Origin of the sequence: Streptomyces sp. NPDC091377, from assembly GCF_044757045.1 — a bacterium.
Classification (GTDB): Bacteria; Actinomycetota; Actinomycetes; order Streptomycetales; family Streptomycetaceae; genus Streptomyces.
Window position 1 is genome coordinate 219,287 of sequence record NZ_JBIVUE010000014.1, and the last position, 14,316, is coordinate 233,602.

General features: G+C 70.7%; 11 protein-coding genes. 6 read left to right on the forward strand and 5 right to left on the reverse strand.

Annotation, left to right across the window (positions count from 1 at the left end; all coding sequences use genetic code 11):
• The first annotated feature begins 154 nt into the window (after positions 1–154).
• Positions 155–319 (forward strand): hypothetical protein, encoded by a 165-nt coding sequence (locus ACIQNG_RS27975; RefSeq protein ID WP_401427141.1) that lies wholly within the window; start codon positions 155–157, stop codon positions 317–319.
• Between the two features lie 122 nt (positions 320–441).
• Here the strand turns inward: ACIQNG_RS27975 and dnaE are convergent, their stop codons facing one another.
• Positions 442–3,981 carry a DNA polymerase III subunit alpha gene (dnaE, locus tag ACIQNG_RS27980; RefSeq protein WP_401488793.1) on the reverse strand — a complete coding sequence of 1,180 codons (3,540 nt, stop codon included), beginning with the start codon at positions 3,979–3,981 and terminating at the stop codon, positions 442–444.
• A gap of 234 nt (positions 3,982–4,215) precedes the next feature.
• On the opposite strand from dnaE, the gene ACIQNG_RS27985 reads away from it, so the two are divergent.
• The 4 genes from ACIQNG_RS27985 (at position 4,216) to ACIQNG_RS28000 (ending at position 9,184) form a co-directional block, all read left to right on the forward strand.
• Entirely contained in the window at positions 4,216–5,541 is a 1,326-nt protein-coding gene (locus ACIQNG_RS27985) for a DUF2252 domain-containing protein (RefSeq protein WP_401427136.1), read from the forward strand.
• A 99-nt stretch (positions 5,542–5,640) separates the two neighbouring features.
• Entirely contained in the window at positions 5,641–6,333 is a 693-nt protein-coding gene (locus tag ACIQNG_RS27990; protein ID WP_401427134.1) for a hypothetical protein, read from the forward strand.
• A 200-nt stretch (positions 6,334–6,533) separates the two neighbouring features.
• A complete protein-coding gene (locus tag ACIQNG_RS27995; protein WP_401427132.1) occupies positions 6,534–7,373 on the forward strand; it encodes a thioredoxin domain-containing protein in 840 nt (279 codons plus the stop codon).
• 131 nt (positions 7,374–7,504) lie between these two features.
• Complete coding sequence (locus ACIQNG_RS28000) at positions 7,505–9,184, forward strand: alkaline phosphatase D family protein (protein ID WP_401488796.1); 1,680 nt, start codon at positions 7,505–7,507, stop codon at positions 9,182–9,184.
• Positions 9,185–9,209: 25 nt separating this feature from the next.
• Here the strand turns inward: ACIQNG_RS28000 and ACIQNG_RS28005 are convergent, their stop codons facing one another.
• A complete protein-coding gene (locus ACIQNG_RS28005; RefSeq protein ID WP_401488798.1) occupies positions 9,210–9,809 on the reverse strand; it encodes a dienelactone hydrolase family protein in 600 nt (199 codons plus the stop codon).
• A 120-nt stretch (positions 9,810–9,929) separates the two neighbouring features.
• On the opposite strand from ACIQNG_RS28005, the gene ACIQNG_RS28010 reads away from it, so the two are divergent.
• Positions 9,930–11,060 carry a mechanosensitive ion channel family protein gene (locus tag ACIQNG_RS28010; RefSeq protein ID WP_401488800.1) on the forward strand — a complete coding sequence of 377 codons (1,131 nt, stop codon included), beginning with the start codon at positions 9,930–9,932 and terminating at the stop codon, positions 11,058–11,060.
• 50 nt (positions 11,061–11,110) lie between these two features.
• Here the strand turns inward: ACIQNG_RS28010 and ACIQNG_RS28015 are convergent, their stop codons facing one another.
• The 3 genes from ACIQNG_RS28015 to ACIQNG_RS28025 form a co-directional block, all read right to left on the reverse strand.
• Positions 11,111–11,851, reverse strand: a complete 741-nt coding sequence (locus ACIQNG_RS28015) for an SDR family NAD(P)-dependent oxidoreductase (RefSeq protein ID WP_401427123.1) — start codon at positions 11,849–11,851, stop codon at positions 11,111–11,113.
• A 132-nt stretch (positions 11,852–11,983) separates the two neighbouring features.
• Positions 11,984–13,573 carry a Na+/H+ antiporter gene (locus tag ACIQNG_RS28020; protein WP_401488802.1) on the reverse strand — a complete coding sequence of 530 codons (1,590 nt, stop codon included), beginning with the start codon at positions 13,571–13,573 and terminating at the stop codon, positions 11,984–11,986.
• 187 nt (positions 13,574–13,760) lie between these two features.
• The gene (locus tag ACIQNG_RS28025; RefSeq protein ID WP_401488804.1) at positions 13,761–14,210 is read right to left on the reverse strand and encodes a GNAT family N-acetyltransferase; all 450 of its coding nucleotides are present in this window, start codon (positions 14,208–14,210) and stop codon (positions 13,761–13,763) included.
• Between the last annotated feature and the right edge of the window lie 106 nt (positions 14,211–14,316).

Below are 14,316 nucleotides of genomic sequence, written 5' to 3' on the forward strand. Positions count from 1 at the left end.
CGGCCGGAACTCGATCTTCGGCGTGGCGTTTCGGAGTCCCTCCCTGTCACCCCTCCTGTTACACAGGGTAATTATCCGAAATGCGATCGTTGTCAGCCTATGTGAATCTGGTCCCGGCCCTGGCCCCTAGATCCCCCGCAGGAGGCAGATCACCATGGCCAAGAACAAGAAGCAGGATCGCAAGCAGCCTCAGTCCGAGCGAGAACGGCAGTCCGCCCAGCAGTCCTCGCTGGAGTCGCAGGCGGAACAGCGGGCCTCCCAGGTGACGCCGGGCGATGTCGCGCGCAAGGGCCGGCAGAAGAGGTTCGGCCACAACTGACGTACGCCGAGGGGCGCACCCACATCCGGGGTGCGCCCCTCGGCGCGTCGTCACCACCCGTCGGTCAGCCCGCCGCGCAGGGCGAGCCGGTCGGTCAGCCCCGCGCAGGGCGAGCCGGTCGGTCAGCCCGCCAGGCAGGCCGGTCCGAGCAGGACCTTCAGGTCGCCGAACAGCGCGGGATCCGGCTTCACCCGGTGCCGGTCGAGCCGCAGGACGGTCGTCCTGGTGGGCCCCTGGAGCTTGATCCGCACCTCGCTGTCACCCTTGTGGTGCTGGAGGATCTCACCGAGACGGCTGATCATCGGCGGGGTGACCCGGGTGGCCGGGATGGTGAGCACGACGGGCGCGTTGGTGCCCGCGTTCGACAGGTCCGGGACCATCAGTTCCATCGCCACCAGCCGGGGCACGTCCTCGCGCTTGTCGAGCCGGCCCTTGACGAACACCACGGCGTCCTCGACCAGTTGGGTCGAGATGAGCTGGTACGTCGCCGGGAAGAACATGCACTCGATGGAGCCCGCGAGATCCTCCACGGTGGCGATGGCCCAGGCGTTGCCCTGCTTGGTCATCTTGCGCTGGAGGCCGGAGATGATGCCGCCGATGGTGACCACCGCGCCGTCGCCGAAGTCACCGCCGGTGAGCTGGGCGATGCCCGCGTCGGCCTTGTCGGACAGCACGTGCTCCAGGCCGAAGAGGGGGTGGTCGGAGACGTAGAGACCGAGCATCTCCCGCTCCTGGGCGAGGAGATAGGTCTTCTCCCACTCGTCGGTGCCGAACTCCACGTCCAGACCGAAGCCGGGTTCGCTGGATTCCGCCTCGCCCATCCCGCCGAAGAGGTCGAACTGGCCCTCGGCCTCCTTGCGCTTGACCGCGACCACATTGTCGATCATCGGTTCGTACTGGGCGGTCAGGCCCTTGCGGGTGTGCCCCATGGAGTCGAAGGCGCCGGCCTTGATCAGCGACTCCGTGGTCCGCTTGTTGCAGACCACCGCGTCGACCTTGTCGAGGTAGTCCGGGAACGAGCCGTACTTCCCCTTGGCCTTGCGGCACTTGATGATCGACTCCACGACGTTGGTGCCGACGTTGCGCACGGCCCCCAGGCCGAAGAGGATCACGTCGTCGCCCTGGGCGGCGAAGTTGTGGACCGACTCGTTGACGTCCGGCGGGAGGACCTTGATGCCCATGCGGCGGCATTCGTTGAGGTAGATCGCCGACTTGTCCTTGTCGTCCTTGACCGAGGTCAGCAGCGCCGCCATGTACTCGGCGGGATAGTTGGCCTTGAGGTACGCGGTCCAGTAGGAGACCAGTCCGTAGGCGGCGGAGTGCGCCTTGTTGAACGCGTATCCGGCGAACGGGACCAGGACGTCCCACAGCGCCTGGATGGCCTCGTCGCTGTAGTTGTTCTTGCGGGCGCCCGCCTGGAAGATGACGAAGTTCTTCTCCAGCTCCTCGGGCTTCTTCTTGCCCATCACGCGCCGGAGGATGTCGGCCTCGCCCAGCGAGTACCCGGCGATGATCTGCGCGGCCTTCTGCACCTGCTCCTGGTAGACGATCAGCCCGTAGGTGACGTCCAGGACCTCCTTGAGGGGGGCCTCCAGGTCCTTGTGGAGCGGGGTGATCTCCTGCTGGCCGTTCTTGCGCAGGGCGTAGTTGGTGTGGGAGTTCATGCCCATCGGGCCCGGCCGGTACAGGGCCGAGACGGCGGAGATGTCCTCGAAGTTGTCGGGCTTCATCAGCCGCAGCAGCGAGCGCATGGGGCCGCCGTCGAACTGGAAGACGCCGAGGGTGTCGCCGCGCTGGAGCAGCTGGAAGGTCGTGGGGTCGTCGAGCGGGAGACCGAGCAGGTCGATGTCGATGCCCTTGTTGGACTTCACCATCTTGACGGCGTCGTCCATGATCGTCAGGTTGCGCAGCCCGAGGAAGTCCATCTTCAGCAGGCCGAGCGACTCACAGCTCGGGTAGTCCCACTGGGTGATGGTGACGCGGTCGGTGTGCCGGACCCAGACGGGCACGTGCTCGGTGATGGTCTCGCTGGACATGATCACACCGGCGGCGTGCACACCCATCTGCCGGACCAGGCCCTCGACGCCCTTGGCGGTGTCGATGACCTTCTTCACGTCGGGCTCGTTCTCGTACATCCCGCGGATCTCGCCCGCTTCGCCGTAGCGCGGGTGGGCGGGGTCGAGGATGCCGGAGAGCGGGATGCCCTTGCCGAGGACGTCCGCCGGCATGGCCTTGGTGAGCCGGTCGCCCATCGCGTACGGGTAGCCCAGCACGCGCGCGGAGTCCTTGATCGCGTTCTTGGCCTTGATGGTGCCGTAGGTGCCGATCATGGCGACCTTGTCGGCGCCGTACTTCTCCGTCACGTACCTGATGACCTCGACGCGCCTGCGCTCGTCGAAGTCGATGTCGACGTCGGGCATCGAGATGCGCTCGGGGTTCAGGAACCGCTCGAAGATCAGTCCGTGCGGGATCGGGTCGAGGTCGGTGATGCCCATGGCGTAGGCGACGATCGAGCCGGCCGCGGAGCCCCGGCCGGGGCCGACGGCGATGCCCTGCTTCTTGGCCCACATGATGAAGTCGGCGACCACGAGGAAGTAGCCGGGGAAGCCCATCGAGATGATGACGTCCATCTCGTACTCGGCCTGCTTGGTGCGGTCCTCGGGGACGCCGCTCGGGAAGCGGCGCTCCATGCCCCGGCGGACCTCCTCCTGGAACCAGGTGACCTCGGTGTAGCCCTCGGGGATGTCGAACTTGGGCATGAGGTTCCTGGCCTCGAACATGCCCGCTGTGTCGACCATCTCGGCGACCAGGAGGGTGTTGGCGCAGCCCTCCTGCCAGGCGTCCGAGGAGTCGATGGCGTACATCTCGTCCGTGGACTTGAGGTAGTAGCCGGTGCCGTCGAACTTGAAGCGGTCGGGGTCGGAGAGGTTCTTGCCGGTCTGGATGCACAGCAGCGCGTCGTGGGCCCCGGCCTCGTGCGCGTAGGTGTAGTGCGAGTCGTTGGTGACCAGCGGGGGGATGCCGAGCTTCTTGCCGATCTGCAGGAGGCCGTCGCGGACCCGGTGCTCGATCTCGATGCCGTGGTCCATCAGCTCCAGGAAGTAGCGGTCCTTGCCGAAGATGTCCTGGTAGTCGGCGGCGGCCTTGAGGGCCTCGTCGAAGTGGCCGAGGCGCAGCCGGGTCTGGACCTCGCCGGAGGGGCAGCCGGTGGAGGCGACGATGCCCTCGGACCACTGGGAGATGGTCTCCTTGTCCATCCGGGGCCACTTCTGGAGCCAGCCCTCGGCGTAGGCGTCGGAGGAGAGCCGGAAGATGTTGTGCAGCCCGGTGCGGTTCACGGCCCACATCGTCTTGTGGGTGTAGCCGCCGGAGCCGGAGACGTCGTCGCGCTTCTGATGCGGCTGGCCCCACTGGATCTTGCGCTTGTTGCGCCGCGACTCGGGCGCGACATACGCCTCGATCCCGATGATCGGGGTGATCCCGGCCTTCTTCGCGGTGTGGAAGAAGTCGTACGCCCCGTGGAGGTTGCCGTGGTCGGACATGGCGATATGGGTCATGCCCATCTCGTTGCACGCGTTGAACATGTCCTTGAGCCGCGCGGCACCGTCCAGCAGCGAGTACTGGGTGTGGACGTGCAGGTGCGTGAACGGCGGCTTTGACACGGTGTGACCTCCAGGGAAAACACTGAGTGACAGGCGGGCGGACACTTCTGGGGACAGCGTCGAAGTCTATGCCGCGGCACTGACAATCCGACGCCCGCCCCGCGTACCTTCTCGGGTGGGGCCCGCCGTCGGTGCCACGGGCACTTTCGGTCGGCCCCGCCCGTTGGAGACGACAGAAACGCTGTCGTACAAAGCCGTACAGAGTCGTACAGATGCATCAGGAGGCACGTACCGATGCCGGTTCCGCAGCCCAGCGCCGAGCAGCGCGGCGAGGAGATCCTCGCCGTTTTCGACACCGCCTTCGGCGAACTCCTGGCGGCCGACCCGGCCGCCTTCCGGGTGAAGTTCCGGAAGATGGCGGCCTCGGCCTTCGCCTTCTACCGGGGCACGGCGTGCCTGTACTACCACGACCTGGAGGTCGAGCGGCGCGGCGGTCCGTTCCTGGACGAGCGCACCTCGCGCGTGTGGATCCACGGCGACCTGCACGCGGAGAACTTCGGCACGTACATGGACTCGAACGGCCGTCTGGTCTTCAACGTCAACGACTTCGACGAGGCGTACGTCGGCCCCTTCACCTGGGACCTCAAGCGTTTCGCCGCCTCCATCGCCCTGATCGGCTATGCGAAGGCGCTGAGCGACGCGCAGATCACCGAACTGGTGACGGTCTACGCGGCGGCGTACCGCGAGCGGGTGCACGCGCTGGCGACGGGCGCCAAGAGCGACGAGGTGCCGCCCTTCACCCTGGACACCGCCGAGGGCCCGCTGCTGGACGCGCTGCGCGACGCCCGCGCGCTGACCCGGTTCGGGCTGCTGGACTCGATGACCGAGATCCGCGAGTTCGAACGCAGGTTCGCCTCGGGGGGCGGCTCCATCGAGCTGGACGCGGCCACGCGGTACAAGGTCCTCGCGGCCTTCGACGGCTATCTGGAGACGCTCCCGGAGTCGTCCCTGTCCCGCCCGGACTCCTACCGGGTCAAGGACGTCGTGGGCCGCCGCGGCATCGGCATCGGCTCGGCCGGGCTGCCGTCGTACAACATCCTCCTGGAGGGCAACAGCGACGCCCTGGAGAACGACGTGGTGATCTACGTCAAGCAGGCCCAGACCCCGGCCGTCTCCCGGCACATCACGGACCCCGCCATCCGGGAGTACTTCCAGCACGAGGGGCACCGCACGGTGATCTCCCAGCGCGCCCTCCAGGCCCACGCCGACCCGTGGCTGGGCTGGACCGAGCTGGACGGCGCGGGCCAGCTGGTCGCCGAGGTGTCGCCGTACGCCGTCGACCTGGACTGGAGCGACATCGACGACCCGGAGGAGATCGCGGCGGTCGTCGCCGACCTCGGCCGGGCCACCGCGGCGATGCACGCGGCGGCGGACGACACCTCGGGCGAGTCCCTGGTGCCGTTCTCCACCGAGCGCGCCATCGACGCGGCGATCGCCGCCGACGAGGACGGCTTCGCCCCGCTCCTGGTGGAATTCGCCCACGACTACGGCGCCCGCGCCCGCCGGGACCACCAGATCTTCGTGGACCTGTACCGCAACGGCCGCATCCCGGGCCTGTGACGTTCCGGTGACGGACCGGTCACCCACGGAGAACGGTCCGGCGTCCACAGCCGGTCTTTAGGAGTCCCTTAACGGACTCCGTGGCACACTCTCACCGCGATGGACATATCAGGGACCCCGATCAGAGTCGTACGCGCGGCGCTGTTCACGACACTCGTCGTGACACTCGGCGCCGCGTCGCACGTGCTGCTGTCCGGGGTCCCCCTGCCGCTGGGCACGGTCGCGGTGGCCGCGGTCGCCGTCTTCGCCGCCGCCTACGTCCTGACCGGCCGCGGCGAGCAGAGCCTCGGCCGGATCGCCGCGCTGCTGATCCCGCTGGAGCTGGCCGTCGACACGGTCTTCACCACCGGCCAGGACACCTGTTACGGCCCCGCGGGCGGCCCGGTGACCGGTCCGCTGCGCGCGGTCGGCCTGGACGTGCTGTGCGCGGGCGAGGTCGGCACCCCGCTGGCCCGCATCACCGCCGGCACCGCCTCCGCGCCCGCCGCCCTGATCGCCGGGGCCGACCCGCAGGCCACCTGGCTGCTGCTCGGCGCCCACATCGGCATCGGTCTGCTGGCGGCGGCCTGGCTGCGCCGCGGCGAGCGGGCCCTGGCCCAGTTGCTCGGCGCCGCCGCCGCGACCTCGTTCCGCCCCCTGCTGCTCGCGGTCGCCGCCGTCACCGTACGGCCCCGCCCGGTGGCCCGGCGCCTGCCGCGCCCCACCGCGCTGCGGGCGACCGTCCGCGCTCTGCTGCTGTCGCACACGGTGGCCCGCCGAGGCCCCCCGGCACCGGCCGCCCCCGCCTGCTGACCCAGCACCCGCACGGAAGCCCCACCGAGGCACGCCCCACCGAGGCACGTCCCTCCGGGGCGGCGCGGAGAGCCGCGCGGCCGACCGCTGATCACCGGCACCCGTGCCCCGGAGGCCGGACGCCGGACGCCGGGCGCGCAGGCATCCCGGAAGACCTCGCACACACGCACACACCCCTGACCCCCACACGGAGATCATTCATGAGCAAGCGAAACACCAACGCCGCCAAGACCGCCGCCCGCGAGCGGCTGCGCCAGGAGCGCGAGCGGGAGGCGAAGCGCGCGAAGACCAAGCGCCAGATCGTCGTCGCCGCCACGGTCGTCGGTGTGCTGGCCGCGGCCGGCGGCATAGGCTACGCCGTCGTCCAGGCCAACAAGCCCGGCCACTGGGAGGCCGTGAAGGACGAGAAGGTCACCGCCCCGGCCCACACCACCGGCACCGACGGCACGACCGTCGTCGTCGGCAAGGACAGCGCCAAGAAGACCCTCAAGCTGTACGAGGACCCGCGCTGCCCGGTCTGCGCCTCCTTCGAGCAGACGGTCGGCCCGACCGTGGAGAAGGGCATCGAGGACGGCAAGTACAAGGTCCAGTTCGTCGGCGGCACCTTCCTCGACGGCGACTCGCTCGGCGAGGGCAAGATCGGCAGCTACGCCGAGGGCTCGAAGAACGCGATGAGCGCGCTGGGCGCCGCCCTGAACGTCAGCCCGGACGCGTTCATGGCGTACAAGACCGCGCTGTACTCCGCGAAATTCCACCCGGAGGAGTCCGACGACAAGTTCAAGGACGACAGCTACCTGATCGAGATCGGCGACTCGGTCCCGGAGCTGAAGGGCAACGCCACGTTCCAGAACGCGGTCAAGGACGGCACCTACGACGCCTGGGCGCTGGCCATGTCGAAGTCGTTCGACACCAACAAGGACGACGTCAAGGGCACCCCGAGCCTGGTGATGGACGGCAAGCACGTCACCGCCGAGGGCGGCAACGCGCCGATGACGGTCGCGGACTTCAACACGGCCATCGAGGCGGCGCTGAAGGGCTGACCGCAGTGAGGGTCCCGCCCGGGACCCTCACGGGCCGAGCCGACGACGCTTCGGCGTCCAGGCGCGAAAGAGCGGGCGAACTTCACGGGTTCGCCCGCCTTTTCGCGTACCGCTCAGTAACCTGATGGTTCGTGACCAGACCTGACAGAGCATCAGAGAACGCCACCCCCACCGACTCCCCCTCCCTCACCCCGTCCCCGCGCCGCCGTACGGTCGTGAAGGCCGCGGCGGCCGGCGCGGTGCTGGCCGGACCGCTCGCCGCCGCACTGCCCGCCCGCGCCGCCGGCGCCCCCGCGTTCGCGCACGGCGTGGCCTCCGGCGACCCGCTCCCGGACGGCGTACTGCTGTGGACCCGGGTGACCCCCACGCCCGAGGCCGTGCCCGGCTCCGGACGCGGCCCGGACACCGAGGTCGGCTGGCTCGTCGCCACCGACAAGGCGCTCACGCATGTCGTCGCCCGGGGCTCGCTCACCGCGAGAGCCGCCACCGACCACACCGTGAAGGCTGACATACGCGGCCTCGCCCCCGCCACCACCTACTGGTTCCGCTTCTCCGCCGGCGGCACCGACTCCCCCGTGGGCCGCACCCGCACCGCGCCCGCCCCCGACGCCACCGTCACCGGGCTGCGCTTCGGCGTGGTCTCCTGCGCCAACTGGGAGGCCGGCCACTTCGCGTCGTACCGCCATCTCGCCGCGCGCGGCGACCTCGACGCCTGGCTCCACCTCGGCGACTACCTCTACGAGTACGGCTCCGGCCGGTACGGCACCCGCGGCACGGTGATCCGCCCGCACGCCCCCGCGCACGAGATCCTCGGCCTCGCCGACTACCGCACCCGGCACGGCCGCTACAAGACCGACCCCGACCTCCAGGCCCTGCACGCCGCCGCGCCCTGCGTCGCCATCTGGGACGACCACGAGATCGCCAACGACGCCTGGTCCGGCGGCGCCCAGAACCACACCGAGGGCACCGAGGGCGCCTACGCCGACCGCCGGACCGCCGCCACGCAGGCGTACTTCGAATGGATGCCGGTCCGCCCGGCCCTCGCCGGTACGACCTACCGCGCGCTGCGCTTCGGCAGGCTCGCCGACCTCTCCCTGCTGGATCTGCGCAGCTTCCGCTCGCAGCAGGTCACGCCCGGCGACGGCCGGGTGGACGACCCCGACCGCACCCTGACCGGCCGCGCCCAGCTCGACTGGCTGAAGGCCGGGCTCACGGCGTCGGACACCACCTGGCGGCTGGTCGGCAACTCGGTGATGATCGCGCCCTTCGCGATCGGCTCGCTCACCACCGCACTGCTGGAGCCGCTCGCCGAACTGCTGGGGCTGCCCGAGGGCGGCCTCGCGATCAACACCGACCAGTGGGACGGCTACACCGACGACCGCCGCGAACTCCTCGCCCATCTGCGCGCCCACGCCATCCGCAACACCGTCTTCCTCACCGGCGACATCCACATGGCGTGGGCCAACGACGTACCGGTCCACGCGGCGACCTATCCGCTGTCCGCGTCCGCCGCCACCGAGTTCGTCGTCTCCTCCGTGACCTCGGACAACCTCGACGACCTGGTCGGCGCGGCCGAGGGCACCGTCTCCGGGGTGGCCGCCCCGCTCATCCGCGCCGCCAACCGCCATGTCCACTGGGTCGACACCGACCGCCACGGCTTCGGCGTCCTCGACCTCACGGCCGAGCGCGCGCAGATGGACTACTACACCCTCTCCGACCGCACCCGGGCGGACGCCACCGCCACCTGGCAGCGCTCCTACCGCACCCGCAGCGGCACCCAGCGGATCGAACGCGCCCACAGCCCGGTCTGACCACCCGGTCCCCCTCGGGGTACCGCTACGCGTCGGAGCCCAAGGAGTCCAGGGAGTCCAGGGAGTCCAGGAAGCCGAGGGCCACCCGCCAGGTGGCCTCGGCGGCCTCCCGGTCGTAGTCCGGCAGGTTGGGGTCGGTGTGCAGATGGCCCGCGCCCGTGTACCGGTACACCTCCACGTCCGCGCCCGCGCGGCCCATCTGGAGATACCAGGCGCTCAGCCAGTCGTCCGTCTCGAACGGATCCGGCTCGGCGACATGCAGTTGCACCGGCAGGTCGTCCACGTACGTGTTCGGCGCGATGTCCGAGGTGCCGTGCAGAAGCAGCAGCCCACGGGCCTTCTCGTCACCGAGGGCGAGGGTCTGCGCGATGGACGCGCCCAGCGAGAACCCGGCGTACACCAGCCCCCGCTCGGAGGAGGGCGCGGCGGCCAGCACCGCCCGCTTCAGCAGCTCGTCCTTGCCGATCGCGTCCTTGGCGGCCATGCCCTCCTCGACCGTGCCGAACGTACGGCCCTCGTAGAGGTCCGGCGTGACGACCTCGTGGCCCGCCGCGCGCAGCCGGTCCGCCGCGTCACGCACCGCGGGTCCGAGGCCGTAGGCGGAGTGAAAGAGCACGATGTTCATGCCTCCCATGGTGCCAGCCGGGTACGACAGCGCCGCTCCCGGGCGACCGGAGAGCGCAGGTCCGGAGGGATCCGGGGGGAAAATGTTCACGCCCCCCGAACCCCGGTTACGTTCTCTGGCATGGAGAACCTGCTCCGACCCCTGATCGTGATCGGCGGCTCGGTCCTGCTGACCCTGGTCATCGGCTGGGCCACCGATCTGTTGCTGCGCAAGGCCGACGAACGGCACGGCGGGACCTCACTGTGGGGTCTGCTGCGCCGGGCGCGCGTGCCCTATCAACTCGTCCTGTTCGCCGCCCTGCTCAGAGGCTCGTACGACCAGGCCCGGTTGCTCACCGACTTCCGCGAGGGCATCGGGCAACTGCTCACCCTGCTGCTGATCGGCTCGGCGGCCTGGCTCGCGGTGGCGATCGCCGGATCGATCGTGGAGGCGTCGTACTCCCGCTACGCCAGCTCCCGCTCCGAGCGCGACCCGGCCCGGGTACGCCGGGTCCGCACCCAGGCGACGCTGATCATGCGGGTGGTCGCGGCCGTCGTCGGTGTGATGGCGGTGGCGGCGATGCTGCTGACGTTCCCCGCGATGCGGGCCGCCGGTGCCTCGCTGCTCGCCTCGGCGGGCATCCTCGGCATCGTCGCCGGTGTGGCCGCCCAGTCCACGCTGAGCAATCTCTTCGCCGGGCTCCAGATCGCCTTCGGCGACATGGTGCGCATCGGGGACACCGTGGTGGTGGACGGCGAGTGGGGCACGGTCGAGGAGATCACCCTGACGTTTCTGACCGTACGGACCTGGGACGAGCGCCGGATCACCATGCCGGTGTCGTACTTCACGTCCAAGCCGTTCGAGAACTGGTCGCGCGGCACCCCGCAGATGACCGGCACGGTCTACCTCCAGCTCGATCACTCGGCGCCGCTGGAGGCGATGCGCGCCCGGCTCCAGGACATCCTGCGCGGCTGCCCGGCCTGGGACGGCCGCGCGTGGGACCTGTGCGTCACCGACAGCACGCCGAACACCATGGAGGTGCGGGCGCTGGTGACGGCGAAGGACGCCGACGACATCTGGACGGTCCGGGTCGCGGTCCGCGAGCAGCTGCTCGACTGGCTGGTCCGCGAGCACCCGTACGCGCTGCCCAGGGTCAACACCGCCGAGGCGCTCCTCCCGCCGGGTGTGAACGGCTCCGGTCCTGCCCGGCCCGCGGGCGCCCCGGCCCCGCGCCGGGCGGTGGAACCGCACCGGGGCGCGGAACGGGGCTGAGCGGCGTCCCCGGCCGGTGGTGATTGCCCGAGCGGTGATGCACCGGCCGGTCAGTGCCCCCGCTCGGCGCCTCCGTTGACCTGGATGATCTGCGAAGTGACATGCCCGGCGTGCGGGGAGGCCAGCCAGTGCAGGGTGGCCGCCACGTCGCCGGGCATCGCGGCCCGTCCGGTCGAGGTCTCCGCGACCAGCCGGGCCCGCCGCTCCTCGTCCATGGCGTCGCCGAAGAACTCGGTCTCCTCGACATAGCCGGGCGCGACCACGTTCACGGTGACCCCGCGCGGCCCGAGCCGCCGGGCCAGATCATGGGCGTACGGGTGCAGCGCCGCCTTGGCCGCCGCGTACGCCCCGCTGCCCGAGCCCCGGAAGGCGGCGATCGAGCTGAGGAAGAGCAGCCGCCCGCCGGGGTCGGCCAGCCGGTCCTTGAGGGCCTCGGTGAGCAGGACGGCGGTGAGGGTGTTGATCCGGAGGTTGACCGTCCAGTCGTGCGCCACCGTGTCGAGGGGGTCGGCGCCGGTCGGGCGCGGCTCCAGGCCGCCGTTGCCGCCCGCGCTGTGGATCAGCACATCCACCGTGCCCAGCTCGTCGGCCACGAACCGGGCCACGGTCCGTACCTGCGCCGGCTCCGCGAGGTCCGCCGCGTAGGTCAGCGCCCCCGGCACCCCGGCCCGCTCCAGCACCTCCGCCCGCCGGCCGAGCAACAGCACCCGGTCACCGTCCTCGGCGAACAACCGGGCCGCCGCGCGCCCGATCCCCGTACCACCACCGCTGATTACGACATTGCGCGTCATGATCGAAGCCTACGGCGCCCACCCCACCCCCCGCGAAGACCACCCGGCCACCCGACCGCCGGGCCACCCAGCCACCCGACCGCCCCCGACCACCCGACCACCCGACCGCCCCCAGCCACCCGGCCGCCCCCGTTAGCGGATGCTCCGTACATCCAGCTGCCGCAGCACCCGGTCCACCACCTCCGGGTCGGCGCCGGTCTCGCCGCGGGCGGCCAGCACCTCGTGACGGGCGGCGCTGAGCATCTCCCGCTCGATGCGCCGCAGCCGCCTCGCCCGCTGGGCCCGCTGCTCGTGCCCCTCCCGGCGCTCCTCCTCGCCGAGCTGCGGATCGATCCGAACGCCGATCTCGTAGGCTCGGCGCAGCATCCGCTCGGAGAGTTCCTCGGGCAGCTCCTCGACCTCCTCGATCTCCCGCAGGCGGCGGCGGGCGGCCCTCGCCGCGCGCAGGGCGAGGGCCCGCTCGAACTCCTGCTCGCGCTCGCTGTCGGCCCGCACCCCGAGGCGTTTCACCAGCCACGGCAAGGAGAGTCCCTGCACCACCAGGGTCACCATGATGACGGCGAACGCGATGAAGACGATCTCGTCGCGGTCGGGGAAGGGCGATCCGTCGTCCGTGGTCAGCGGGATCGCGAGGGCCAGTGCCACCGACGCCACCCCGCGCATCCCGGCCCACCACATGACGACCGTCTCGCGCCAGCTCACCGGGATCTCCTCGTCCTCGTTGTCCCGCCTGGCGTGCAGCTTCTGGGTCAGCCAGGTCGCGGGCAGCAGCCACAGCAGCCGGACCAGGATCACCACGCCGACGACCGCCCCCGACCACAGCAGCAGCTCGCCCCAGCGCCCGGACGCGGTACGGATCGCGTTGTGCAGCTCCAGCCCGATCAGCCCGAAGGCGACTCCGGTGACAAGGGTGTCGATGATCTCCCAGAAGGTGTGTCCGGCCAGCCGGGTCATCACGTCGTCGGCGTCGGTGGCGTAGTCGGTCAGGAAGAGCGCGGTGACCAGCACGGCGAGCACCCCCGAGCCGTGCAGTTCCTCGGCCACGACATAGGAGGCGTACGGCACCAGCAGCGTGAGGCCGATCTGGAGGGTGGCATCGCCGAGCAGGTCCATCAGCTTGTTGGCGCACCAGCCGAGCACCAGCCCCACGACGAGGGCGACGACGGCGGACAGCACCAGGTCCAGCCCCGCCCGCCAGGCGGAGAAGGTGCCGCTGACGGCGGCGGCGATGGCCACGTGGTACAGCACGATCGCGGTGACGTCGTTGAAGAGCCCCTCGCCCTCCAGGATGGAGACCAGCCGCCGGGGCAGCCCGAGCTGTCCGGCGACCGCGGTCGCGGCCACCGGGTCGGGCGGCGCCACCAGCGCGCCCAGCGCCACGGCCGCCGCGACCCCGAGCCCCGGCACGATCGCGTCGGCCACGAGGGCGACACAGATCATGGTGACGAAGACCAGCGCGACGGCGAGCAGCAGGATCGGCCGTACGTTCGCCGCGAACTGCCGCCAGGAGGTGCGGCGTACGGCCGCGTAGAGCAGCGGCGGAAGCAGCAGCGGCAGGATCAGCTCCGGCGGGATGCCGACGTTCGGCACGAAATCCAGCAGCGCGAGCACGATCCCGAGCAGGGTCATCAGGACCGGCGCGGGCAGCCCCAGCCGGTCCCCGACCGGGACACTGAGCACGGCCCCGACCAACAGCACGAACAGCAGGGCCAGTTGATCCACGGTCGGCGCTCCGGGAGGTCGGCGGTCGCAGCACGGACCCCCAGATTGCCACGCGACCCCCCGTGACCAGCGCGTTCGACCGATCGGTCACGGCACGTGCCGCAACCTGATCGGCTAGGGTCTGTCGTTCGGATCAGCCCGGCTGCAGGAAGCGGTGCTGACGCCGGGATGATCCGAACGACAGGCCCTAGAGCGCGCGCCGCATCGCCCGGTGCGGGATGCCCGCGTCCGGGAACTCCGGGCCGTACGCCGTGTAGCCCAGACGCTCGTAGAAGGCGAGGGCATGGGTCTGGGCGTGCAGATCGACCGCGGTGAGGCCGTGGGCGCGGGCCGTGTCCTCGACGGCCCGGACCAGCCCGGCGCCGATGCCGAGGCCGCGGGCCTCCTTCGTCACCGCGAGCCGGCCGAGGGAGCCGACGTCCGGATCGCCGCCGTTCCTCGCCGCCGCCGCGGCGCCGTGCAGCAGCCGGCCGGTGCCGAGCGGTGTGCCGTCCGCGCGGATCGCCAGGACATGCACGGCCTCCGCGTCGTACGCGTCGTACTCCAGCTCTTCCGGGACGTCCTGCTCCACGACGAAGACCTCCCGGCGCACGGCGAAGCACGCCGCCAGGTCGGCGGGGCTGCCGGCGACCCGCACCTCGGGGGAGGTGGAAGCTCCTATAGATCGTCAAGCGGTCTGTAGGAGTTGGTTCTGTGGGATGTTCATGCTGGTCAGGTACTTGTAGACCTCACGCGCGATGAAG